The organism is Ruegeria sp. H7 (assembly GCF_056532945.1).
Window position 1 is genome coordinate 282,807 of the sequence record NZ_JBQFNZ010000002.1, and the last position, 23,657, is coordinate 306,463.

General features: G+C 61.0%; 27 protein-coding genes and 1 tRNA gene. 12 read left to right on the forward strand and 16 right to left on the reverse strand.

The window, feature by feature from the left end:
- Positions 1 to 91: 91 nt before the first annotated feature.
- The 5 genes from ACR0AC_RS06420 to ACR0AC_RS06440 all read right to left on the reverse strand — a co-directional run bounded on the left by ACR0AC_RS06420 (position 92) and on the right by ACR0AC_RS06440 (position 4,214).
- Positions 92 to 1,276 (reverse strand): vWA domain-containing protein, encoded by a 1,185-nt coding sequence (locus ACR0AC_RS06420; protein WP_480872457.1) that lies wholly within the window; start codon positions 1,274 to 1,276, stop codon positions 92 to 94.
- A 3-nt stretch (positions 1,277 to 1,279) separates the two neighbouring features.
- Entirely contained in the window at positions 1,280 to 1,450 is a 171-nt protein-coding gene (locus ACR0AC_RS06425) for a hypothetical protein (protein ID WP_170450042.1), read from the reverse strand.
- 7 nt (positions 1,451 to 1,457) lie between these two features.
- Positions 1,458 to 2,825, reverse strand: a complete 1,368-nt coding sequence (locus tag ACR0AC_RS06430; RefSeq protein WP_480781033.1) for a DUF2927 domain-containing protein — start codon at positions 2,823 to 2,825, stop codon at positions 1,458 to 1,460.
- Entirely contained in the window at positions 2,822 to 3,271 is a 450-nt protein-coding gene (locus ACR0AC_RS06435) for an N-acetyltransferase family protein (RefSeq protein WP_480872459.1), read from the reverse strand. Before ACR0AC_RS06435 ends, ACR0AC_RS06430 begins: the two co-directional genes overlap by 4 nt.
- 97 nt (positions 3,272 to 3,368) lie before the next feature.
- Positions 3,369 to 4,214, reverse strand: a complete 846-nt coding sequence (locus ACR0AC_RS06440; RefSeq protein ID WP_170450048.1) for an AAA family ATPase — start codon at positions 4,212 to 4,214, stop codon at positions 3,369 to 3,371.
- A gap of 379 nt (positions 4,215 to 4,593) precedes the next feature.
- Between ACR0AC_RS06440 and dksA the strand changes: the two genes are divergently transcribed.
- Positions 4,594 to 5,016, forward strand: coding sequence for an RNA polymerase-binding protein DksA (gene dksA / locus ACR0AC_RS06445; RefSeq protein ID WP_170450050.1), 423 nt, complete (start codon positions 4,594 to 4,596; stop codon positions 5,014 to 5,016).
- A gap of 71 nt (positions 5,017 to 5,087) precedes the next feature.
- Positions 5,088 to 6,239, forward strand: coding sequence for an FAD-dependent oxidoreductase (locus ACR0AC_RS06450; RefSeq protein ID WP_480872462.1), 1,152 nt, complete (start codon positions 5,088 to 5,090; stop codon positions 6,237 to 6,239).
- Positions 6,240 to 6,243: 4 nt separating this feature from the next.
- Here the strand turns inward: ACR0AC_RS06450 and xth are convergent, their stop codons facing one another.
- Together xth and ACR0AC_RS06460 are read right to left on the reverse strand one after the other, a co-directional pair.
- The gene (xth, locus tag ACR0AC_RS06455; protein ID WP_170450054.1) at positions 6,244 to 7,023 is read right to left on the reverse strand and encodes an exodeoxyribonuclease III; all 780 of its coding nucleotides are present in this window, start codon (positions 7,021 to 7,023) and stop codon (positions 6,244 to 6,246) included.
- Between the two features lie 182 nt (positions 7,024 to 7,205).
- Positions 7,206 to 7,529 (reverse strand): HesB/IscA family protein, encoded by a 324-nt coding sequence (locus ACR0AC_RS06460; RefSeq protein ID WP_170450056.1) that lies wholly within the window; start codon positions 7,527 to 7,529, stop codon positions 7,206 to 7,208.
- A gap of 76 nt (positions 7,530 to 7,605) precedes the next feature.
- Here ACR0AC_RS06460 and ACR0AC_RS06465 point away from each other — a divergent pair, with 76 nt between their 5' ends.
- Entirely contained in the window at positions 7,606 to 8,748 is a 1,143-nt protein-coding gene (locus ACR0AC_RS06465; protein WP_480872463.1) for a deoxyguanosinetriphosphate triphosphohydrolase, read from the forward strand.
- Here the strand turns inward: ACR0AC_RS06465 and ACR0AC_RS06470 are convergent, their stop codons facing one another.
- Complete coding sequence (locus tag ACR0AC_RS06470; protein WP_480580803.1) at positions 8,749 to 9,300, reverse strand: putative pterin-binding protein; 552 nt, start codon at positions 9,298 to 9,300, stop codon at positions 8,749 to 8,751. It lies immediately after the preceding gene.
- Between the two features lie 133 nt (positions 9,301 to 9,433).
- On the opposite strand from ACR0AC_RS06470, the gene argS reads away from it, so the two are divergent.
- From argS to ACR0AC_RS06500, 6 genes are all read left to right on the forward strand, one after another.
- Positions 9,434 to 11,179 (forward strand): arginine--tRNA ligase, encoded by a 1,746-nt coding sequence (argS, locus tag ACR0AC_RS06475; protein ID WP_480872464.1) that lies wholly within the window; start codon positions 9,434 to 9,436, stop codon positions 11,177 to 11,179.
- Between the two features lie 88 nt (positions 11,180 to 11,267).
- The gene (locus tag ACR0AC_RS06480) at positions 11,268 to 12,299 is read left to right on the forward strand and encodes an SPOR domain-containing protein (protein ID WP_480872466.1); all 1,032 of its coding nucleotides are present in this window, start codon (positions 11,268 to 11,270) and stop codon (positions 12,297 to 12,299) included.
- Complete coding sequence (nagZ, locus tag ACR0AC_RS06485; protein WP_480872468.1) at positions 12,296 to 13,303, forward strand: beta-N-acetylhexosaminidase; 1,008 nt, start codon at positions 12,296 to 12,298, stop codon at positions 13,301 to 13,303. Before ACR0AC_RS06480 ends, nagZ begins: the two co-directional genes overlap by 4 nt.
- The gene (locus ACR0AC_RS06490; RefSeq protein ID WP_170450066.1) at positions 13,293 to 14,087 is read left to right on the forward strand and encodes a segregation and condensation protein A; all 795 of its coding nucleotides are present in this window, start codon (positions 13,293 to 13,295) and stop codon (positions 14,085 to 14,087) included. The genes nagZ and ACR0AC_RS06490 overlap by 11 nt, the downstream gene beginning before the upstream one ends.
- A complete protein-coding gene (gene scpB / locus ACR0AC_RS06495; protein ID WP_480872470.1) occupies positions 14,080 to 14,730 on the forward strand; it encodes an SMC-Scp complex subunit ScpB in 651 nt (216 codons plus the stop codon). The genes ACR0AC_RS06490 and scpB overlap by 8 nt, the downstream gene beginning before the upstream one ends.
- Before the next feature lie 64 nt (positions 14,731 to 14,794).
- Complete coding sequence (locus ACR0AC_RS06500; protein ID WP_480872472.1) at positions 14,795 to 15,013, forward strand: hypothetical protein; 219 nt, start codon at positions 14,795 to 14,797, stop codon at positions 15,011 to 15,013.
- A 3-nt stretch (positions 15,014 to 15,016) separates the two neighbouring features.
- On the opposite strand, the gene ACR0AC_RS06505 is transcribed toward ACR0AC_RS06500, so the two are convergent.
- From ACR0AC_RS06505 to ACR0AC_RS06540, 8 genes are all read right to left on the reverse strand, one after another.
- Complete coding sequence (locus ACR0AC_RS06505) at positions 15,017 to 16,096, reverse strand: 2'-deoxycytidine 5'-triphosphate deaminase (RefSeq protein WP_480872474.1); 1,080 nt, start codon at positions 16,094 to 16,096, stop codon at positions 15,017 to 15,019.
- Positions 16,097 to 16,157: 61 nt separating this feature from the next.
- Positions 16,158 to 16,234, reverse strand: a tRNA-Pro gene (locus tag ACR0AC_RS06510).
- 62 nt (positions 16,235 to 16,296) lie between these two features.
- Positions 16,297 to 16,863: a MerR family transcriptional regulator gene (locus ACR0AC_RS06515; protein WP_170621947.1), complete on the reverse strand. Its 567-nt coding sequence runs from the start codon at positions 16,861 to 16,863 to the stop codon at positions 16,297 to 16,299.
- An 18-nt stretch (positions 16,864 to 16,881) separates the two neighbouring features.
- Positions 16,882 to 17,184 (reverse strand): integration host factor subunit alpha, encoded by a 303-nt coding sequence (gene ihfA / locus ACR0AC_RS06520; RefSeq protein WP_008755922.1) that lies wholly within the window; start codon positions 17,182 to 17,184, stop codon positions 16,882 to 16,884.
- A gap of 97 nt (positions 17,185 to 17,281) precedes the next feature.
- The gene (locus ACR0AC_RS06525; protein WP_170450076.1) at positions 17,282 to 18,253 is read right to left on the reverse strand and encodes a beta-ketoacyl-ACP synthase III; all 972 of its coding nucleotides are present in this window, start codon (positions 18,251 to 18,253) and stop codon (positions 17,282 to 17,284) included.
- 21 nt (positions 18,254 to 18,274) lie between these two features.
- Positions 18,275 to 19,363, reverse strand: coding sequence for a phosphate acyltransferase PlsX (plsX, locus tag ACR0AC_RS06530; protein WP_170450078.1), 1,089 nt, complete (start codon positions 19,361 to 19,363; stop codon positions 18,275 to 18,277).
- A gap of 24 nt (positions 19,364 to 19,387) precedes the next feature.
- Positions 19,388 to 19,594: a 50S ribosomal protein L32 gene (rpmF, locus tag ACR0AC_RS06535; protein ID WP_480872477.1), complete on the reverse strand. Its 207-nt coding sequence runs from the start codon at positions 19,592 to 19,594 to the stop codon at positions 19,388 to 19,390.
- A gap of 205 nt (positions 19,595 to 19,799) precedes the next feature.
- Positions 19,800 to 20,336 (reverse strand): DUF177 domain-containing protein, encoded by a 537-nt coding sequence (locus ACR0AC_RS06540; protein WP_170621944.1) that lies wholly within the window; start codon positions 20,334 to 20,336, stop codon positions 19,800 to 19,802.
- Between the two features lie 85 nt (positions 20,337 to 20,421).
- On the opposite strand from ACR0AC_RS06540, the gene ACR0AC_RS06545 reads away from it, so the two are divergent.
- From ACR0AC_RS06545 to ACR0AC_RS06555, 3 genes are all read left to right on the forward strand, one after another.
- Positions 20,422 to 20,898, forward strand: a complete 477-nt coding sequence (locus tag ACR0AC_RS06545; RefSeq protein ID WP_170450082.1) for an outer membrane protein assembly factor BamE domain-containing protein — start codon at positions 20,422 to 20,424, stop codon at positions 20,896 to 20,898.
- A gap of 100 nt (positions 20,899 to 20,998) precedes the next feature.
- A complete protein-coding gene (locus ACR0AC_RS06550) occupies positions 20,999 to 21,739 on the forward strand; it encodes a GNAT family N-acetyltransferase (protein WP_480872479.1) in 741 nt (246 codons plus the stop codon).
- A 67-nt stretch (positions 21,740 to 21,806) separates the two neighbouring features.
- Positions 21,807 to 23,615 (forward strand): ABC-F family ATP-binding cassette domain-containing protein, encoded by a 1,809-nt coding sequence (locus tag ACR0AC_RS06555; RefSeq protein WP_480872481.1) that lies wholly within the window; start codon positions 21,807 to 21,809, stop codon positions 23,613 to 23,615.
- Positions 23,616 to 23,657: the final 42 nt, after the last annotated feature.

Genomic DNA, 23,657 nt, shown 5'->3' on the forward strand with positions numbered 1-23,657 from the left:
AAGGTGCCCGGCGCTAAAGCTAAAAGTGTTACCAGTTAGCATATGTTCGACATCGAAAGCTGTCGTTTTGGGCTCAAAGCGGGCACACTGCTCACCGCGTCAATTCCCGCATCCCTTGTTCCAGCCCGGCCAGCGTCATGGGTACCATCCGGTTCTCGAAAATCTCGCGGACCATGCCGATGGAATGGGTGTATTCCCAGTACTTCTCGGGCACCGGGTTGATCCACAGGTTGGAACTCCACTGTTCGCGGGCACGTTGCAGCCAGACTTGCCCGGCCTCCTGGTTCCAGTGTTCGTTGGCACCGCCGGGATAGGCGATTTCGTAGGGACTCATCGAGGCGTCGCCGACAAAGATGCATTTGTAGTCCGGGCCGTAGGTGCGCAGAACCTCATGGGTTGGGGTCTGTTGATCCCAGCGGCGGCGGTTGTCGCGCCAGACACCTTCATAGAGACAATTGTGGAAGTAGTAGTATTCCAGATGCTTGAATTCGGTCCGCGCGGCTGAAAACAATTCCTCAACCACCTTGATATGCGGGTCCATTGAGCCGCCGACGTCCAGAAACAGCAGCACCTTGACTGCATTATGGCGCTCGGGCCGGGTTTTGACGTCCAGATAGCCGTGTTCAGCCGTGGCGCGGATGGTGCCGTCCAGATCCAGTTCCTCGACCGCGCCCTCGCGCGCCCATCGGCGCAGGCGTTTCAGGGCGACCTTGATGTTGCGGGTGCCCAGTTCAACTGTGTCGTCCAAGTTTCTGAATTCACGCTTGTCCCAGACTTTCACGGCACGCTGATGGCGGCTTTCCTTCTGGCCGATGCGCACGCCTTCGGGGTTATATCCATAGGCTCCGAACGGAGAGGTCCCGGCGGTGCCGATCCACTTGTTGCCACCCTGATGGCGGCCTTGCTGTTCCTGCAAACGCTCGCGCAGCGTCTCCATCAGCTTGTCGAAACCGCCAAGCGCTTCGATCTCGGCCTTTTCCTCATCGCTCAGATGTTTCTCGGCCATCTTGGCCAGCCAGTCGGCGGGGATGTCGACGGCATCCAACACCTGATCAAAGCTGATCTCGCCCAGCCCTTCGAAACTGGCAGCAAAGGCGCGATCGAACTTGTCGATGTTGCGCTCGTCCTTCACCATCGAGACACGGGCGAGGTAGTAGAACGCCTCGACATCATAGGTGGCCAGACCCTTCTTCATGCCTTCCAGAAAGGTCAGATATTCGCGCAGGGATACGGGGATGCCTGCTTTGCGAAGGTTTTCGAAGAAGGGCAGGAACATGGGCTACCCCACAAACCGCACAAGGATCAGCGACAGGATCAGGCCCACCAGGGCAAAAGCAATGCCATAGCCTGCCGCGTATTGCGCCATATCCGCAGCGTTGCCGTTGCGCTTGCGTGCGCTCAAACCGCCCAGGATTGCACCCAAAACAGCCATTCCCAGTACTACGAGCATTCGTTTGTCATCCGCTTGTATTGTTGTCCAAACGTCCAGCCGCGCCGCTTTCCACCAGCGACTGCACCACCAAATCCGAGCCAAACCCGTATCGCGCCCACCCCAGACTGTCCACCCTGACGGCGCGTGCCTGCTGCATCTGTCCCGCCTGCTTCAACGCCTCGGATTTCAGCAGCAGCAACGTCGCGAGGAGTGAGGCGTTTTCAGCACGGGTCATCACATCAATGGCGCTGTCCAACTGCGGCAGTACCTCTGGCCCGCGATCCTGCGCCAGGGCAAAGGCGGCGGTCTGGGTTGTGACATGGGCGCGGTGCACCTCGGTTCCCGGTGTGGCGTTCAGGAACTGCATGGCGATCTGGTATTGTTGCAACGCCGCTGCCGGATCGCGGAACTGGACCATGCGGCCCATCAGGTAATGCGGATAGGCGCGGCGATGGTCGGTCCATCCCAGTTGCCGACCGATTTCGGCGGCCCGTTGGGCGGCCCGCATTTGCCGGGGGGATCCGGGGCCGGGGCCGAGGGATTTGTTGATGGCGTCGATCCATTCGCGCGGTGTTTCGGTCAATGGCTGCACTGCCAGCCGATCGCCGCGCGGGTTCAGACGGCTCAGCACACCCGGGATCACCGCCTCGACCTGTTCGCGGGTCATGCCGGTGCGCAACTCGGGCGCATAGGCCGCCCGCAGGATCAGCATGTCGAACCCGGTCAGAACGGTGTGGATATTGTCGTCGTTGAACACCGAATCCGGCAGGTGATACAGGTCGTTCAACGGCCCCAGCGCTTGCGCCAGTTCTTCATGCAGGCAATCGCGCATTTCCTGAGGGCTGACATCGTAGGGGATGAAAATTCCCAATCGCTCGCGCTGGCGCAGTTCGGTCCAGCTGCTTTTGATTTTGCGCCGGTCGCGGCGGTATTCTTCCAGGCTGGAAGAGTTGGGCACCACGAAACAGGCCGCGTTTGGCAGGATGCGGTGAATGTCGCGCTGGCTGACGGCTTCGATAGTGATGTTGGCCTGACCCTCGGTGATCTGGCGAATATCGATCCGGGCTTCGCGTTGCAGCCGCGACAGAAGACTGGTCAGATCCCGCTGCATACTGGGCGTGGGCCTGCCGGTCAGACGGACCGTGACCGGCGTTTCGAACCGTGTGAACACCGGCAGTTTTGTGCCGCCTTCCAGTGCGAAATGCAGATCGACAAAGTCCGAAGCGATGTTGGTGTTCGACCGCGCCGGAGGGGTAGGGCGCGCCGTTGAAAACGTCTTGGCCGGGGGCAGTGACCGTTCGACAACTTTCACGCTGTCCGGCAGCTCGATCCGTTCGACGGATGCGCAGGCGGAAAGCACCAGTGCCGCAGCAAGCGCGCCCCAACGGATCATGAGCGATTGTACCTGATAAAGGGCGTCAGCGTGCCGATCCGGTCATATAGCTTTCGCGCCGTGTGGTTGAAATCCTGCGTTAGCCAGTAGACCGACGGCGCGCCTTGTCGGTCAGCCTCATCGTACACCGCTTCGATCAGGGCGCGCCCGACCCCGGTTCCGCGTGCCTCGGACCGGGCAAACAGGTCCTGCAGGTAGCACACCTTTTCAACCTTCCAAGCGTGGCGGTGGAACAGATAATGCGTCAGGCCGACAAGCCTGCCATCCTGTTCCGCGACAAAGCACGAGAAATCCTGCGGATCATCGCCTAACAGGCGCTCAAACGTAGTGTCGTAGACCTCATCCGGGACGGAGGTTTCATAGAACGCCAGATAGGCGTGCCACATCTCGGCCCATTGATCCCTGTCCTCAGCCGTGAGGGGGCGAATTTTCGGTGCGTTGGCCAAGCGATGCGTCCTGTTCCTGAGATAAGCTTAGGTCTTTCGATGCTGACATCCACCCCGTCGCAAGGCAAGCCGCGTTCACAGCCTGTTCAAATGCAATTTAGCGCTTGCTGCGCGCCATAAAGGCCAGACGCTCGAACAGATGCACGTCCTGCTCGTTCTTCAGCAGCGCCCCGTGCAGCTTGGGCAGGGCATTGGCCCCATCGCGTTTCAGATCCTCGGCGGTCAGATCCTCGGCCAAGAGCAGCTTGAGCCAGTCCAGCACTTCCGAGGTCGAGGGCTTTTTCTTCAACCCCTGCGTCTCGCGGATTTCGTAGAACTGCGTCAGGGCGGTGGTCAGCAGCGCATCCTTGATGCCGGGGTGGTGCACCTCGACAATGCGGCGCATCGTGGCCTCGTCCGGGAAGCGGATATAGTGGAAGAAACAGCGGCGCAGGAAGGCGTCGGGCAGTTCCTTTTCGTTGTTCGAAGTGATGATGACGATGGGGCGGTTCTGGGCCCGGATCGTCTCGCCGGTCTCGTAGACATGGAACTCCATCTTGTCGAGTTCCTGCAGCAGGTCGTTGGGAAATTCGATATCGGCCTTGTCGATCTCATCAATCAGCAGAACGACCTTTTCGTCAGCCTCGAACGCCTGCCACAGCTTGCCCTTGCGGATATAGTTCGCGACATCATGCACGCGCTCTTCACCCAACTGGCTGTCGCGCAACCGGCTGACGGCATCGTATTCGTAAAGACCCTGCTGCGCGCGGGTGGTGGACTTCACATTCCACTCGATCATTTTCAGACCAAGCGCGCCTGCCACCTGCTTGGCCAGCTCGGTCTTGCCAGTGCCGGGTTCACCCTTGACCAGCAGCGGGCGTTCCAGCGTGACGGCGGCGTTCACGGCGATATTCAGGTCGTCTGTGGCAACATATTCGGCTGTGCCTTGGAAACGTGCGGTCATGGGCCCCTCATGTGGTAGCGCGCGGATGCGGGCAATCTTGGTTCCGGGTTACAGAGGGGTGGGGTTTTTGACAACCCGGGTCGCTGCGTCGATTCAGCGGAAAATCGCAACGACTCCAAACCCTTTTACGTGATTCGCAAGTCCCCCGTTGTGCCGCCGGTTGAAACTTGCCCCAAAAAAACCTGCGTATGACCACTGAAAAACAACGTTTTGTTGTTTCAAGTCTCATATTTAGACAGCCCAGCGACCCGGCGCGCCGGTCCTACGTTTGTGTAGTGACAATCGTGTGCCCGTCGGATAAACGCTGCGCAGAAGGGGGTGCCAAATGTCAGGTGATACTACCGCTACCGACGTTTCAGGCCATACCGAGGGAGCAAATATGAAGCAGGAAGTTTTTCTGCCGGACGATTACCGCCCGGCCGAAGATGAACCTTTCATGAATGATCGGCAGCTTGAGTATTTTCGACGCAAGCTGCTGGATTGGAAGACAGAATTACTCGCAGGCAGCCGCGACACGATCGAAGGGCTGCAAGACAATACCCGAAACATTCCCGATGTCGCCGATCGCGCAAGCGAGGAAACCGACCGTGCGCTGGAACTGCGCACCCGGGATCGTCAGCGCAAGCTGGTGGCCAAGATTGACTCGGCCCTGCGCCGGATCGACGAAGGCGAATACGGGTATTGCGAAAAGACAGGCGATCCGATCTCGCTGAAACGTCTGGATGCACGTCCGATTGCAACCATGACGCTAGAGGCGCAGGAACGCCACGAGCGGCGCGAGAAGGTTCACCGCGACGATTGATCGCTGCGGAATCCACAAGAACACAAACGCCGGGGCCTGTCGCCTCGGCGTTTTTGCGTTAAGCCAAGGGCATGAATATCGACGGGCTTAGATTCTGTGTCATCGGCGGCGGCATCGGCGGGCTGGCCGCAGCGCTGGCTTTGCGCCAACGCGGGGCGCAGGTGACAGTGCTGGAACAGGCCCCCGCCTTGACCGAGGTCGGGGCGGGCCTGCAGATCAGCGCAAACGGGATGCGCGTTCTGCACGCCCTGAACGTGGTCTCGGACATCCCCGAACTGGGGCAGCGATCTTATGGCACGGTGTTGTCCGACTATCGCAAGGGGCGTGTGATCAGCCGCGTTCCGGGCCCGACGGCGGGGGCGACCTATTACTACCACCGCGCCGATCTTCTGGATCTGCTGCATGACGCGGCCAAAAAGGCGGGCGTGGACATACGATTAAATGCGCGCGTGACCCAGGTGCACAAGCACCCCGCAGAAGCCGAGATTGTGTTGGCTAACGGGGAACGCCTCCGCGCCGAATGTGCCATAGCCGCCGATGGCGGGCGAAGCGCCATCCGGCCCGACTTGAACGGGCCCGAGATGCCCAGTTTCACCCATCAGGTCGCCTGGCGCGCGACGCTCCCGTGGAGTGGTGCCGAAGCAGAGCCGCGCGCAACCCTTACAATGGGTCCACGCCGCCATGTGGTGACTTACCCTCTGCGCGACCAGAAACTCATGAATATCGTGGCAGTAGAAGAGCGGTCTGACTGGCAGGAAGAAGGCTGGCGCAAGCAGGGCGATCCAGATGATCTGCGCGCCCGGTTCGCTGACTTCGGTGGCCCCGTGCGCGATATTTTGGCCGAGGTGAAGGAAGCGCATGTCTGGGCGCTGTTCCTGCGGCCCGTCGCCCAGACATGGCAAAACGGGCGTGTTGCCTTGCTTGGGGACGCCGCGCACCCAACCTTGCCTTTCATGGCGCAGGGGGCCTGTCTGGCACTGGAAGACGCCTGGGTATTGGCGCGGTCCTTCACGGACCAATCGGGCGTGGCCCGCGCCCTTGCGGCCTATGAGGCAACACGCATCCCTCGCGCCCAGCGTGTCGTCGCCACAGCTGCCGCAAACGCCCGCAACTTTCACCTGCAAGGCCCCATGCGGTTTGCCGCGCAGCTGGCGCTTTCAGCCCTGGGGCCGCATCTGACGCGCCGGTACGAATGGATTTACAGCCACGACGTGACCGCCTGATCTGTCAGATCTCCAGATCCACCCAGACCGGAACGTGATCCGACGGCTTTTCATGCCCACGGACCTCGGCATCAATCCGGCAGTCGCGCATCAGGTCGGCGGCTTGCGGCGTCAGTAGAAAATGGTCGATCCGGATGCCGTCATTCCTGTTCCAGGCCCCCGCTTGGTAATCCCAAAACGAGTAGTGCCCGGGGCCTTGGGTGCGGGCGCGAAACGCCTCGGTAAACCCAAGATTCAGGATCTTGCGAAACGCCGCGCGGCTCTCGGGGCGAAACAGAGCATCCTCGCGCCACGCATCGGGACGTTTGGCGTCGTCGGGCTGCGGAATGATGTTGTAGTCCCCGGCCATCAGCGCGGGTTCTTCACTGGCCATCAAGTCCTTGGCGCGCGCATATAGGCGTTCCATCCAGGCAAGCTTATAGTCGTATTTGGGGCCCGGAGCCGGGTTGCCATTGGGCAGGTACAGCCCGCAAATCCGTAAGGCCTGCTTTCCAACAACGGTTGCCTCGATCCAGCGCGCCTGCTCATCTTCGTCATCTCCGGGCAATCCGCGCGAAACATCCTCAAGCGGCAGTTTCGACAGGATGGCAACCCCGTTGAAACTCTTCTGGCCATGGGTTTCGACATTGTAACCACGCTCTTCGAACAACTCGCGTGGAAAGTTCTCGTCCACCGATTTGATCTCTTGCAGCAGAACGACATCGGGCTGCGCATCATCCAGCCACCGGGGCAGGGCCTCGGCCCGCGCCTTGATGCCGTTGATATTGAACGTGGCGATTTTCATGCGCGCTCCTCCGATGCCTCAGGGCAACCTATCGCGCAGAACCGGCCCAACGGCAAGGCGGATGGCGGGTTTGCGAGGCTCTGCCTCGCGCTCCGGGATATTTATGGCCAGATGAAGAGACGGATCCCTGCTTCATCTGGCTACAAATATCCCGGGGGTGTGGGGGCTGGCCCCCACCTGCGCTACATGGAAAAAGAGGTGCCGCAGCCGCAGGAGGAGGTGGCGTTGGGGTTCTCGATCACAAACCGCGCGCCGATCAGTTCCTGGGTGAAGTCGATGACGGCATTTTCAAGAAACGGCAGGGAAACGGAATCCACGATGACCTTTTGGCCCTTGCCCTCAAGAACCAGATCGTCGTCCTGAGGTTTATCCAGTGCGATTTCGTATTGAAAACCGGAACATCCGCCGCCTTCCACCGCGACGCGCAGGGCTTGACCCTGATCCGCTGCGCCGATCTCGGCGAGGCGATCAAAGGCGCGTTCCGTGACTGTTGGGGGCAGATTCATGCCAATCTCCAAAGGTTTATTTCCTAAGCCGGGTACAATATATGAAACCTCAGGACAGGCGACAAGGACAAGACCTTTGGAAAGAGCGGGTTTTGCCTCGGACCCAGCCCGCGCGCGGGGGCGGCTGGTGCCGGAGGAGGAGAGCAGTTTCCGGTCATGCTTTCAGCGTGATCGCGACCGGATTATTCATGCCAGCGCGTTTCGGCGGCTCAAACACAAGACGCAGGTGTTTGTCGAGCATGAAGGCGACAGCTATCGCACCCGTCTGACCCATTCCATCGAAGTCGCTCAGGTGGCGCGTACCATTGCCGGGGCGTTGGGGCTGAACCCCGAACTGACCGAGGCCGTGGCTTTGGCTCATGATCTGGGACACACGCCGTTCGGGCATACAGGCGAGGACGCCTTGCACGCGCTGATGGCGCCCTATGGCGGGTTTGATCACAATGCGCAGGCCATTCGGATCGTGACCAAGCTGGAACGTCACTATGCCGAGTTTGATGGCTGCAATCTGACATGGGAATGTCTGGAAGGGATCGCCAAGCATAATGGCCCGGTGGTCGGCGAACTGCCCTGGGCACTGGCCGAATGCAATCAGGGGTTTGACCTTGAACTGCACACCCATGCCAGCGCCGAGGCGCAGGTGGCGGCACTTTCAGACGATATCGCGTATAACAACCACGATCTGTTCGACGGGTTGCGGGCGGGCCTGTTCACGGATGCGGACATTCAGGATCTACCGATTGTCGGGGCCTGTTTTGCCGAGGTGGACGCCAAATACCCGGGTCTCGACCCTTATCGCCGTCGGCATGAAGCGCTGCGGCGGGTCTTTGGTGTTATGGTCTCGGACGTCATTGACACCTCGGCTGATCTGATCGCGGCGTCGGGGGCGGGGTCTGTCGAAGATATCCGGCACCTTGGGTCTCCGGTCATCCAGTTCTCGGGCGATCTCTGGACCCAGTTGAAAGAAATCCGCGCCTTTCTTTTCACGCGAATGTACCGCGCGCCTTCGGTGATGGAGGTGCGGGCCAAGGTCAGCAAAGTAGTCGAGGAACTGTTCCCTATCTATCTGAATGACCCGAAACAGATGCCGGGTCATTGGCATGACGATATCGAAGCCGCCGGTGATGAGACGGCTTTGGCCCGGATCGTATCGGATTACATCGCGGGCATGACGGACCGGTTCGCCCTGCAGGATCATGCGCGGCTGACCGGAGGCTGATCACTCGATCCCGATATAGGCCAGTGCCCAGACCTGCTGACTGGCCTGTTCCTGCGCCAGATCGGGGTCGTCGGTGGGCGGGAAGACGATCATGGTCGGGCCATAACCGCCGATGCCCATCGGGTTTCCATCGACGTGCGTGGCAACAATCGGTTGATGTGCTGAGATGCTGTCCCACGGGATTTCGGCCTGATAGCCATCCATCGCCATCGGCTTTGCCGTTTTCCCCTCGGCCCCGGCCATGGTCATCACATCTGACAGGCGCGGGCCGGAGAATGCGATGTCGCGCTGATTTCCCTCGGGGCCGTAGGCTATGGTGATCTCGACCTGTTCGAGCCCGTCCAGCATCACAGCATCGAAACCAGCCGCGCCGTCGTGCTGGACCTCAAGATAACCCAGCAGCCCGCCGTCATTCTGGCCGCGGGCGGGCAGGTTGGTCTCGGTCACGGCTCCGCCCAGTGTCAGCAGCACATGGCCCTGCGGCGCGGGCATATCGGCCCAGAGTGGCGGGGCAGTGGTCAGCATCAGGCTCAGCGGCAGGGCAAGGCGCATTGTCGGATCTCCGGTTCGTGGATTTCTGCCGACACTAGCGGGCTTTGACGGTAAACCAAGCGCAAACTTTAGGCGTCCATTGACCTTGGCGTGGTGCGTGGTAAACCGCGCGGCAAGCAAAAGGACATCCGTAATGAACCTGTTTTCCGAGATCCGCGCCCTTGTACTGGACGCGCTGGCGCAGATGCAGTCCGAAGGCGCGCTGCCCGAGGGGCTGAGCTTTGACAACGTGGCGGTCGAACCTCCGCGCGATGCGGCGCATGGCGACATGGCGACCAACGCGGCGATGGTGCTGGCGAAACCGGCGAAAATGAAGCCGCGCGACATTGCCGATGTGCTGGCCGGGAAACTGGCCGAGGACGCGCGCATCACCAGTGCCGAGGTGGCCGGGCCGGGCTTTCTGAACCTGCGGCTTGCGCCGACCGTCTGGCAGGGCGTACTGGCGGCGGTGCTGGAGCAGGGCACCGACTATGGCCGCTCGACCATGGGGCAGGGGCAGAAGGTTAACGTGGAATATGTCTCGGCCAACCCCACCGGCCCGCTGCATGTGGGCCATACGCGGGGGGCGGTGTTCGGCGATGCCTTGGCAAGCCTCTTGGCCTATTCGGGTCATGACGTGACCCGCGAGTATTACATCAACGATGGCGGCGCGCAGGTGGATGTGCTGGCACGCTCGGCCTATGAACGGTATCGCGAGGCCAATGGCCTCAGCCCTGAGATTGCCGAAGGTCTTTATCCCGGTGACTACCTGATCCCGATCGGTGAGGCGCTGAAAGAGAAATATGGCGACAGCCTGATCGACAAGCCGGAAAGCGAGTGGCTGGAAGAGCTGCGCGAGTTTTCGACCGATGCGATGATGGACCTGATCCGCGCCGACCTGAAGGCGCTGGGCGTCGAGATGGACGTGTTCTTCTCGGAAAAGTCGCTCTACGGCACCGGACGGATCGAGGCGGCGCTGGAGTCGCTGACCGACAAGGGCCTGATCTACGAAGGCGTGCTGGAGCCGCCAAAGGGCAAGAAGCCCGAGGATTGGGAACCGCGCGAGCAAACCCTGTTCAAATCGACCGAGCATGGCGATGATGTGGACCGCCCGGTCAAGAAATCGGATGGCTCGTGGACCTATTTCGCCCCCGATATCGCCTATCACTATGACAAGGTGAGCCGTGGTTTTGACGCGCTGATCGACGTGTTTGGCGCGGACCACGGCGGCTATGTCAAACGGATGAAGGCGGCTGTTTCGGCGCTGTCCGATGGCAAGGTGCCGCTGGATATCAAGCTGACGCAGTTGGTGAAGCTGTGGAAGAATGGCGAGCCGTTCAAGATGTCCAAACGAGCCGGGAACTTTGTCACGCTGCGCGATGTGGTCGATCAGGTCGGGCCGGATGTGACCCGGTTTGTCATGCTGACCCGCAAGAACGACGCGCCTTTGGATTTCGATTTCGACAAGGTGCTGGAACAAAGCCGCGAGAACCCGGTGTTCTACGTGCAATACGCCCATGCCCGCGTCATGAGCGTGCTGCGCCGCGCCGCCGAGGCCGGGATTGCCGCCGATGATGCGACGCTTACAGGTGCTGACCTCAGCAAAAACGATCACGCCTCGGAACTGACCGTGGCGAAGAAGCTGGCCGAATGGCCGCGCTTGGTGGAAATCGCGGCGCGCACCAATGAGCCGCACCGCGTTGCCTTCTATCTGTATGAACTCGCAGGGGATTTCCACGCGTTGTGGAACAAGGGCAACGATGAAACCCAACTGCGCTTCATCCAGGATGGCGATGTTGCCACAAGCCAGTCGAAAATCGCTTTGGCCCGGGCTGTTTCTGTTGTGATTTCAGCGGGCTTGGGTATTCTTGGCGTTACCCCGGCGCAGGAGATGCGGTGACCAACATCGCCCGAAACGCCGGTCTGAGGTAGGCAAGAAATGACCCGCGCGCCGTGTTTTTAAGGCGCAAACGGGCAGCGAGGCGGACATGGCGAGTTACGATTACTCGGGGCAGCAAGGCCCCGAGCATATGCATTACACGAATCAACCGCATGCACAGGATGCGTACGCTGACGATGCGTCGCGCAGTTCGTTTGGGCTGGGCAAAGCGGTGAATGTGCTGGGGGCGGTGGCCTCTCTGGCGCTGGTCGCCGGTGTCGGTATCTGGAGCTACAAGTTGGTCATGCGGGATGTCAGTGGCGTCCCGGTCGTGCGCGCCGCTGAAGGGCCGATGCGTATTCAACCCGAAAATCCGGGTGGCCAGCCCGCCGACCATCAGGGGCTTGCCGTCAATGCCGTCGCTGCCGAAGGCTCGGCCGCAGCACCTGCGGATCGCCTGATCCTTGCCCCACGCCCGGTCTCGCTGACCGACGAAGACCTGCCCGCCGGAGAGTTGAAGCCAACCCAGGCGCTGCATGTGGTGGAAGAGCCGATTTCGAACCAGGAGGCGGCGGAGCTGCGGCAGAACGCGGTTGACGCACTGGTCGCTGAACTGGCGGGCGAGGCTGCGCGGAATCAGCAAGAGGCAGAACCCGGTGTGCAGGTTGCCGCTTTGGCGACGCCCGAAGAAGAACCCGCCATTGACCCCGCCGATCTGGCCGCATCTCTGCCTGATCCGGCGATTGCGGAACTGCCGGGTGTGCGCCGCTCGCTTCGCCCTAACACGCGGCCCGCGCGCCGTGTTTCGGCCGCTGCTGCCTCAGAAGATGCGATCAATGCCGCCGTGAAGGCCGCGACTGGTCTGGATGTTGACCCCGACACACTGAGCAAGGGCACCCGTCTGGCACAGCTTGGGGCGTTCGAAAGCGCCGATGTTGCCAAGGCGGAATGGTCTCGTCTGGATGGTCGATTTGGCGAATATATGAATGGTAAACAGCGTGTTATTCAGCGAACCTCAAGCGGTGGGCGCACGTTTTATCGCCTGCGCGTGCTGGGATTTGAAGACCTGAGCGACTCGCGTCAATTCTGCGCCGCGCTGGTGGCGCAAGGGGCTGACTGCATCCCGGTGGCCGTCAGGTGAGTTTCGGGGCCGTAATCACCGATGCCGAAGGTTTGCGGCTGACCGATGATGAAAGGGCCTTGTTCCGCGAGATGAACCCGTTCGGGTTCATTCTGTTTGCCCGGAATATCGAAAGCGCCGATCAGGTGCGCGCGCTCCGCGATGATTTCCGCGAATCCGTCGGGCGCAACTGTCCTATCACAATCGATCAGGAAGGCGGGCGCGTGCAGCGCCTGCGCGCGCCACTGGCGCGCGAATGGATGCCGCCACTGGATCACGCCGAACGGGCAGGGGATCAGGCGGAACGGGCCATGTATCTGCGCTATCGCCTGATTGCGCATGAATTGTTCGAGCTTGGGATCGACAGCAACTGCGCCCCAATGGTGGATACCGCACGGGCGGAAACCCATGCCTTTCTGCGCAATCGCTGTTATGGCGAGGATGCGGGCACGATTGGTCAGATCGGGCGCGCCGTGGCTCAGGCGCATCTGGATGGCGGGGTTCTGCCCGTGGTCAAGCACATGCCGGGCCATGGTCGGGCGACGCTGGACACCCATTTCGATCTGCCGCGCGTTAATCTGTCGCTGGATGAACTCACCGAAACTGATTTTGCGCCCTTCCGCGCGTTGAACGATCTGCCTATGGGGATGACGGCCCATCTGGTGTTCGAACAGATTGACCAGACCCCGGCCACGATCTCGGCCCCGATGATGCGCGTGATCCGCGAGGTTATCGGGTTTGAAGGGCTGATCATGACCGACGACATCTCGATGAAAGCGCTCAGCGGTTCTGTCGCGGACCTGTCGCGGCAGGCGCTACAGGCGGGCTGTGACGTTGTTCTGCACTGCAATGGTAGCTTTGCCGAACGGGCCGAAGTGCTGGAAGCTGCGGGCCAGATGACGCAGGCGGCGCAGACCCGCGCAGAGCGCGCCCTGACCATGCGCAAAACCCCTGCGGAACTTGACATTGAGGCCGCCGAGGCGGAACTATCTGCCCTAATGGGCGGGCAGGTATATGAACGATAACCTTTTCAGCGAAGACCCGGTCTCGGTCGCCGATCGGCTGGCCGCCGAGGCGCTGATTGTTGACGTTGACGGGTTCGAAGGCCCGCTGGATGTGCTGCTGACCTTGTCGCGCACGCAAAAGGTCGATCTGCGAAAAATCTCGGTTCTGGCGCTGGCGCAGCAATATCTGGCCTTTGTTGAAAAGGCGCGGGCGCTGCGGATCGAACTGGCCGCCGATTATCTGGTGATGGCCGCTTGGTTGGCCTTTCTGAAATCCCGCTTGCTGCTGCCGCCGGACCCGGATGACGAAGGGCCGTCGGGCGAGGAACTGGCGGCGCATCTGGCGTTCCAGTTGGAACGTCTGCAAGCCATGCGCGACGCCGCCGCGCGTCTGATGGCGCGCGACCAGTTGGGGCGCGATTTCTTCAAGCGCGGGCAGGGCGAGGATGTGACCCGCATCCGCACCGTGACCTATTCCGCCACGCTGCTGGACCTGATGCAGGGCTATGCGCGTATCCGCACCCGCGACGAATTCCGCCCCTTTGTGATGGACCGCGATGCCGTCTTCACGATGGAGCAGGCATTGGAACGAATGCGCCCGCTGATCGGGTTTGCGGGGACATGGACGGATATGGAGACCTATCTGCCCCAAGGCTGGGACGCCGACCCGGTGCGGCGCAGATCAGCCACGGCGGCGACCTTTGCGGCCTCGCTGGAGCTGGTGAAAGAAGGACATATGGAGATCAAGCAAAGCGACACCTTTGCCCCGATCCAATTGCGCAAGAGGACCGAAACACGTGACTGACACCCCCGAAGAGACCGGTACCCTGTTCGAAGCGCCCCCGTTGGCCGAGCAGGAACGCATGGTCGAAGCGGTGCTGTTTGCCAGCGCCGAGCCGGTCACCATTGCCGACCTCGAAGCGCGGATGCCTCATGGCAGCAATGCGGGGCAAGCGGTTGAATTACTTCAGAAACGCTATGAAGGGCGCGGTGTGTGCGTTGTACGCGTCGGCGGCGCATGGGCGATCCGAACCGCCGCCGATCTTGGTTTTCTGATGCAGAAGGAAACGGTCGAGACCCGCAAGCTAAGCCGCGCGGCTATCGAGACGTTGGCGATTGTGGCCTATCACCAGCCCTGCACACGCGCCGAGATCGAGGAAATCCGGGGAGTCTCGGTCTCTCGCGGGACCATCGACCAGTTGCTTGAGATGGAGTGGATCAGGCTCGGTCGCCGCCGGATGACGCCGGGCCGCCCGGTGACGTTCGTGGTGACGCCGCAGTTTCTGGATCACTTCGGGCTGGAAAACGCCCGTGACTTGCCCGGGCTGAAAGAACTGCGCGCTGCTGGGTTGCTGGAAAACCGTCCTCCGCCCGGGACAATACCGATGGGAGAGGGGCAGGATGACGCTGAGAATGAGGATCAAAGCGAGCTGTTCGAGGAAGAGTGATCGCGCCGCCCTTTTGTTGCCGCACAGGATGCCTATCTTGTGGTTTGAGAAACGGAGTTGAGCAATGAATGCCAATCGGATCATCGACATGATCGTGCGACAGGTCATGCGCCGTCTTGTCAACAAGGGCGTGGACAAAGGATTTGATATGGCCACGCGCAAAGGTCAAAAGCCCGATGCAGCCCCGGGGGCGCAGAAACGCCCCAACACGGCAAATCACGCGAAGAACCTACGCCAAGCACAGCGGGTGACGCGTCAGATGCGCCGTTTCATGAAGTTCTGAAACTCAGCCTACGGCCTTGAAATGTTTGGACAGTTTCAGGCCCTGACCCTGATAGTTCGACGCAATGCCCGCACCATATAGCTGCGTCGGCATCTCGGCCATTTTCTCATAAACCAGCCGCCCGACAACCTGCCCGTGTTCCAGCACAAACGGGGCCTCGTGGCAGCGCACCTCCAGCACGCCGCGCGACCCGGCACCGCCTGCGGCAGCGTGGCCAAATCCGGGGTCGAAGAAGCCCGCGTAATGCACGCGAAACTCGCCGACCATGGCCAGATAGGGGGCCATTTCGGCGGCATACATGGGCGGGATATGCACCGCCTCGCGGCTGACCAGAATGTAGAACGCGCCGGGATCAAGGATGATGCGACCGTCCGTGGTGCGCACCTCTTCCCAGTATTCCTGCGGGTCATATTCGCCGATCCGGTCCAGATCGATCACCCCGGTGTGGGGTTTTGCGCGGTACCCCACCAGATCACTGTCGGGCAATTGCAGATCGACCGAGAACCCCAGCCCGTCCTGAATCACCGCAGGCCCATCGACCAAAGGCGATTCCCCGTGCAGCGTCATCAGTTCCGCGTCGGTCAAAACGGCCTGTCCCTGACGGAACCGGATCTGGTTCAGGCGCATCCCCGGACGGACAAGCACCGAGAATGATCGCGGGCAAATCTCGGCGTATAGCGGTCCGGTATAGCCTGCAGGAACCCGGTCAAACTCGGTCCCGCCATCGGTGATGGTACGTGTCAGCAGGTCAAGACGCCCGGTCGAGCTTTTGGCGTTGGCCACGGCCGTGATGCTGTCGGGCAGGGCCAGCGATTCCATCAGCGGCACCAGATAAACGCAGCCTTTTTCCAGAACGGCCCCGTCGGTGATGTCGATGCGGTGCATCTCGAACTCGGCCAGCCGGTCGGCGACTGAGCGCCCTTCACCGGCCAGAAACGACGCGCGTACCCGGTAAGCCACTGTTCCCAAACGCAGATCAAGACTGGCCGGTTGCACCTGTGCAGGGATCACATCCGGGCTCGCGGTGATCTCGCCGCGCGTGATCATCGCTTCGATCTGTTGATTTGGACATACACCTGTCATTCCGATCCCCCCTGATGCCAGAGCGGGATCTGGCCTGTCTGCCATAAACGTCGGTGTGATTTGGTCGGGCTAGCAGGACTCGAACCTGCGACCTTCCGTCCCCCAGACGGACGCGCTACCAGGCTGCGCCATAGCCCGACGTTGAGGTGTTCATAAAGAATTTCCCGGCAGGGGCAAGAGGAAAACACTGCCTTTTTGTCCTATCCCGCCGCTTGGGTTTCGACCCGATCCAGCCATTTGCGCAGGTCTTTCGCCAGCGGCGCGATTCGGCCCAGAAGTTCCTCATCAAACTCGGACCGGTTCCAGGCCAGTGAGGCGATTCCCCCCATCAGTGGGGCCGCGTCCAGTTCGGGTTCCTGCGCGGGTGCGACGTCTGGCCGCGCCGCCTGCGGTTCGCCCAAATCCATATGAATCTGTTCCGACGCTGGGGCAGGGGCGGAGGTGAAGGGTACGACAGTATCATCACCGGCGTTTTCAGACGCTGCGACATCGTCCAGCTCTGGCGACAGCGACGCCACATGCGCGATGCCCTGTTCGCGCAGAATGCGCTGCACGCCTTTGATCGTTATGCCATCTTCATGCAGCAGCTTTTTGATACCGCCCAGCAGGCGCATATCATTGGGGCGGTAGTACCGCCGTCCTCCGGCCCGTTTGACAGGTTTGACCTGGGTAAACCGGCTTTCCCAAAACCGCAGAACATGGGCCTGAACACCGAGCCAGTCCGCAACCTCAGAGATTGTGCGAAACGCGTCGGGAGATTTGCTCATGTCCGTGCGGCCCTCGGGTTACTTGCGATTCCCGGCAGCGACGCGATCTTTCATCAGATGCGACGGGCGGAAGGTCAGCACGCGGCGCGGCTGAATCGGAACCTCTTCGCCGGTTTTGGGGTTGCGACCGATACGGGCGGTTTTGTCGCGAACGCTGAACGTACCAAAAGACGAGATTTTCACCTGCTCGCCGCGCACCAAAGCGTCAGACATGTGGTTCAGAACGCTTTCGACCAGCTGTGCGCTTTCGTTGCGTGAAAGGCCCACCTCACGAAAGACGGCCTCGCTCAGATCCATTCGGGTCAGTGTTTTGTCGCCCATACCTTTTTCCCCTGTTGATATCAAAGCATAGGGTCCACGCAAATTCGCTGTCAATATCAATGAATTGCAGGCGGGTGTGTAAGCTGGAATGCGCTTGTTACCAGCGCAGGACAACCGCGCCCCAGGCCAAGCCGCCGCCGATGGCTTCGGTCACCAACAGATCGCCGGGCTTGATTTGCCCGCGCTGTTTGCCCACCGACAGGGCCAGCGGGATCGAGGCGGCCGAGGTGTTTCCGTGGTCCTGCACGGTTACGACCACGTTTTCCATCGGCAGGCCCATTTTCTTGGCGGTGCCTTGAATGATGCGGATATTGGCCTGATGCGGCACGATCCAGTCGACATCCTCGTTGGACAGGCCAGCGCTCGACAGGGCGGTTTCGGCCGTTTTGGTCAGCTTTTCAACAGCGTGGCGGAAGACCTGATTGCCCTGCATGCGCAGATAGCCGGTGGATTGCGTCGATACGCCACCATCCACGTACAGCAACTCCCGATAGCGCCCGTCCGAATTCAGATCGGTTGCCAGAATGCCCCGGTCATCTGAGGTGCCGTGGCCTTCCTGATGCTCAAGCACCAATGCCCCCGCGCCATCGCCGAACAAGACGCAGGTCGAGCGGTCGGTCCAGTCCATGATTCGCGAAAACGTCTCGGCCCCGATGACCAGAACCCGTTTGGCCTGACCCGACAGAATCAGCGCGTTGGCATTGCTGAGGGCAAAGACAAACCCGGCGCAGACGGCCTGTACGTCAAAGGCAAACCCCCTGGTCATACCCAGCCGCGCCTGAACCATCGTCGCGGCGGAAGGGAAGGTCAGGTCAGCAGTTGAGGTGGCCAGGACGATGGCGTCGATATCGTCCGCCTCAAGCCCGGCATCCGCAAGGGCCGCCTGGGCGGCGTTGGTGGCCAGATCCGAAGTGGTCTCGCCCTCGGCTGCAAAATGGCGACGTTCGATCCCGGACCGGGTCCGGATCCATTCATCGGTGGTGTCGAGTGTCTTTTCGAACTCGGAATTCGGAACAACGCGTTCTGGCAAATAATGCCCGACACCTACAACAACTGAGCGGCCTGCCATGCTGGGGTACTGCCTTTTTTGTTATTTTTCCGTCTGCGGCGCAGATTGCGCGGCATCTTGTGCAAGCTGGGCCGTCGATGCAACCCGTGCCGCCAATTTTTCGGCAAAACCCGACTCGGCCAAGGTGAAGGCCAGTTTGACCGCCGCCGACACTCCGGTCGGGTCAGCGCCGCCATGGGATTTGACAACCGTGCCGTTCAGCCCAAGGAACACGCCGCCATTTACACGTCGCGGGTCGATCCGCTTTTTCAGACGGTTCAGCGAGGTGATGGCAAGGATCGAGGCCAGCCGGGACAGTGGCGTGTATTTGAACGCCTGCCGCAGCAGGTCGCCAATCAGGCTGGCGGTGCCTTCCCCGGTCTTGATCGCGACGTTGCCGGTAAACCCATCGGTTACAATGACATCTGCCTTGTCGCCCGGAATGTCGCTGCCTTCGACAAAACCCACGAAATCGAAATTCGCAGGCTCGGCGAAATCGGCGATCATGGCATGCGCCTCTTTCAACTCGGCGCGGCCCTTGTGTTCTTCGGTGCCCACATTCAGCAGCCCGATCCGGGGACGGTGCAGGGCCATGCCGTTACGGGCATAAGATGCGCCCATCAGGGCGTATTGCAGCAGATCCTTGGCGTCGGCGCGCACATCCGCACCGACATCCAGCATCACATTGAACCCCTGCGGGTTGCGCGAAGGCCACAGAATCGCAATCGCCGGGCGGTTCACACCGGGCAGTTTGCGCAGGCGCATCATCGACAAAGCCATCAGCGCGCCGGTATTGCCGCAGGACACCGCGCCATGCGCCTCGCCCTGACGGACGGCCTCAAGCGTGGACCACATCGAGGTCTGCTTGCCGCTGCGCACAACCTGGCTGGGCTTGTCTTCCATCGTGACCACGTCGGGGCAATCACGAAAAGCGACGCGCCCATCAAGGACGCGCCGTTTTGCTACGAGCTTGCGCAGCATGTCTTCCGGACCGTGCAGAAGAAACCCGATATTGGGGTTCTTTTTGGCCGATTCCGCGAGGCCTGCAACAACAACTGCGGGACCTTCGTCCCCCCCCATAGCGTCAACCGAGATGGTGATCCGTTCGGCGTGCGTGGGTTGTTCAGTCATGCCTTGGCCTGCGCTCAATCAGGCTTAGGCTGCGTCTTCGTCCAGGTCGATTTCCTCGGCCTGCGCGACGACTTCACGATCGTCATAGTGGCCGCAGGATGCGCAAACGTGGTGCGGGCGCTTCAGCTCGCCACAGTTCGGGCATTCGTTCGGGTTTGCAGCAACCAGAGCGTCGTGTGCGCGGCGGTTGTTGCGACGCGACTTGGAAACTTTGTTCTGTTGGACGGCCATGGTCTCAACCTTTGTCTACTGAGGGTCAGCAGATTCGCCGCCGACCGTGGTTTCATATTTCGTTTATCGTGGTTTGACGCGCGTTTAGGGGACCAGCCCCGAAATGTCCAACCCAAAATCCGATGAGCGCGCGAAAATACTGCGATTCTCGTCATGTTCAAGTGATTTTTCTGACCGCCTGCTATGACAGGAAATCAGACCTCTGTCACTCGTCTTTTTTCAGGGCATCGCGCAATTCCGCCAGCCCTGCGAAGGGTTTGACATCCTCATCCGTCATCGCCTGTTTGCCCGGTTCGGTATAGTCGGCCTGACCCAGTTCGGCCCCGTCCTTGCGCGGGTATTGGGGCAGGGCCAGCGAAAGCGCCTCGACCATCACAGCTGCAGGGTCGATCTCAGCGCCTAATGGCTCGGTCTCGTCATCTTCAGGGATTTCGAACTCGGGCTCGTCGGGGTCGGTCCAGTCGGCCACAAATAGGCGCGAAACTGGGATGTCGATCCGGGTGGTCACAGGTTCAAGCGTCACCACACAGGGCTGAATCACCGTCGCCCCCAGCTTGCCGGACAGCGCCCAGTCGCGTTTTCCTGCTGCGCGCAGATCCCCGACAAAGCTGAGCTTGCGCAGACCGAGCAGGCCCAGATCCCGGCCTATAGCCTCCAACACGTCCTTTCCCGGGCGCAATTCGAACCGGGTGGGGGCGTTTTGTGGCAGGTCGGCCACCCGTAATGCAGTAACGTCGCTCATTCGTGAGCCTTTCTATGTGTTGAACCGTGGCAGCGGTTTCTGTAATCGGATAGGAGCCGCAAGAGGCCAAGGCAAGAGGGTGCGTATGTTGATGATTGGAAACAGGTCGAAATCGGCGATGCGTTCGCTTGCGTTGGTGGCCTGTCTGGCTGTGATCACCGCCTGCACTCCGATCTTCCGGAATCACGGCTATGTGCCTCCGGCCGAGGATCTGGCCGAGATCAAGGTGGGCACGGATACACGCGAAAGCGTTGCCGAGGCGGTTGGCGCGCCCGGTGCCTCGGGCGTGGTGCGCGATTCCGGATATTACTATGTCCGGTCCCGAATCCGCCACTATGGCCCTAAACGGCCCGAGGTCGTTTCCCGCGAGGTGGTTGCCATCAGCTTCGACCAGCGCGGTGTGGTCAGCAATGTCGAACGCTTTGGCCTGGAGGACGGGGTCGTCATCCCGCTGGAACGCCGCGTGACCGAATCCAGTGTCGAGAACACCGGCTTCCTGCGTCAGCTGCTGGGCAATATCGGCAACTTCAACCCGGCCAACATTCCGGGCGCGTCGAACTAAGTCACGGGATCGTCTTGTGAGGTTCACAGGAAGGTCACATGTCTTATGATATCGGGGCGGTAACTTGGATCTCCGGTCAGCAACCTCGGAGGATGCGACCATGGCAACAGCCGTTTTGTTGAACAAAGGGCGCTATCGGGCCCGGTTGGCGCAGTCTGAACGGGACGTGGCGGCGGCGCAGGCGCTACGGACGCTGGCCTTTGCGACGGATCAAACCGACGCGGACACGTTTGATGCGGTGTGTTCCCATGTGCTGGTCGAGGATATACAGGCCGGTGGACAGCTTGTGTGCTGTTTCCGGATGTTGACAATGGGGAGCGGGTCCGAGATCGCGCACAGCTATTCGGCGCAGTTCTATGACCTGTCCAGTCTGGAAGGGTTCAGCGGGCGTATGGTCGAGATGGGCCGTTTCTGCATTCACCCCGATTGGACCGACCCGGACATCCTGCGCGTGGCGTGGGGGGCGATGACCGCGTTTGTCGACCAAAACCGGATCGAGATGCTGTTTGGTTGCTCGTCCTTCGCCGGGATCGAGACCGAACAATATCTGGATTCCTTTGCCATGCTCAAACACCGCCATCTGGCCCCGAAACGGTGGCTGCCACGCGTCAAGGCGCCGGATGTTTTCCGTTTCGCCGCGCGCCTGCGGCGCAGGCCGGATGCAAAACAGGCAATGCTGCGGATGCCGCCTTTGCTGCGGACATACCTGCTGATGGGCGGTTGGGTCAGCGATCATGCGGTGGTGGACCGGCATATGAACACTCTGCACGTGTTCACCGGGCTCGAGATTGGGGCGATTCCCCCGGCACGGAAACGTTTGCTGCGGGCGGTGGCCGGGTGAATCCGTATTTTTGACGAGAAGAAGCAGGGGCGTTGACGCGCCAGCCCAGCCGGTTTAGCTGGCGGGCATGGCGAGAATTCCTTTGTTGCAGATGTCCGGCATTTCCCTGACCTTCGGGGGCGATCCGGTATTTTCCGAGCTTGATCTGGTGGTTCAGCCGGGCGACCGCGTGGCCCTTGTGGGGCGGAACGGGTCGGGTAAATCCACGCTGATGAAAGTGATGGCGGGGCTGGTCGAGGCGGATCAGGGCGAGATCGTCGTGCCGCCGGGCAAGTCGGTCGGGTATATGGAGCAGGACCCCGGAATGAAGGGGTTTGCCACGCTGGGCGACTATGCCGCCAGCGGGTTGGAACCGGGAGAGCTGTATAAGGTCGAGCGTGCGGGGGAGGGGCTGAAATTCGACCCCACGCGCCCTGTTGAGACTGCCTCGGGCGGTGAGCGGCGGCGGGCGGCCTTGGCCAAGCTGATGGCCGAAGCGCCGGACCTGATGCTACTGGACGAGCCGACCAACCATCTGGATATCGAGGCCATCGCGTGGCTTGAGCGCGAGTTGGGGGCGACGCGGGCCGCTTTTGTGCTGATCTCGCATGACCGCGCGTTTCTGCGGGTGTTGACGCGGGCGACGCTGTGGATTGATCGCGGTGCAGTACGGCGGCAAGAGCAGGGGTTTGATGCGTTTGAGGCCTGGCGCGACAAGGTTTGGGAAGAGGAAGATCAGCAACGCCACAAGCTGAACCGCCTGATCAAGTCCGAGGCGAAATGGGCCGTTGAGGGCATCAGCGCTCGCCGCAAGCGCAATCAAGGCCGGGTGCGGGCATTGCAAGCGCTGCGGGCCGAGAAGGCGGCGCAGATCAAACGTCAGGGCTCGGCCGCGATGACGCTGGAGGCCGGGCCGAAATCGGGCCGCAAGGTGATCGAAGCCAAAGGGCTGGCCAAGGGGTACGGCGACACGCAGATCGTGCGGAATTTCGACCTGCTGGTGCAGCGTGGGGATCGCGTGGCCTTTGTCGGACCCAATGGGGTGGGCAAGACCACGTTGTTGAAGATGCTCTTGGGGCAAGTGGAGCCGGATTCCGGCGCGGTCGCTTTGGGCACCAATCTGGAGATTGCGGTGTTCGACCAGACCCGCGCTCAGTTAGACCCGGAGATGACCCTGTGGGACAGCCTGACCGGCGACCCCGAGATGCGGGTGTCAGGCAAGGCCGATCAGGTCTTGGTGGGTGGGCAGCCCAAACACGTCGTGGGTTATCTCAAGGAATTTCTGTTCGACGACGCGCAGGCGCGGGCCGCCGTCAAATCCCTGTCGGGTGGCGAAAAGGCGCGGTTGCTGCTGGCCAAGCTGATGGCGAAATCGTCAAACCTGCTGGTGCTGGACGAACCGACCAACGATCTGGATGTGGAAACGCTGGACCTGTTGCAGGAATTGCTGGACGACTATGACGGCACCGTCCTGCTGGTCAGCCACGACCGGGATTTTCTGGACCGGGTTGCCACAACCACCATCGCGATGGAAGGCAATGGGCGCGCCACGGTCTATGCCGGGGGCTGGTCGGACTATATCGCTCAGCGCGGAGAGGTTGCTGGGAAAAAGGAAGAAAAACCAAAGCCCTCCAAGCCGAAGGTCAAGCAGGAGGCGAAGCCGAAATCGGGCCTGTCCTTCTCGGAAAAACACCGGTTGGAGAAACTGCCCGTCGAGATCGCGCGCCTTGAGGCCGAGATCGGTAAGCTGGAAGAGTTGATGTCTGACCCCGACCTGTTCACGCGTGAGCCGGTCAAGTTCCAGAAGGCGTCTGAGGCGCTGGTTGAACGGCAGGAAAAGCTGTCGGCGGCTGAGGAAGAGTGGCTGATTCTGGAAGAGAAGGCCGAGGCCGGGTAAACGCAGACTCTTCGACGCTCAAAAGGCCACATTGAAAAAGTT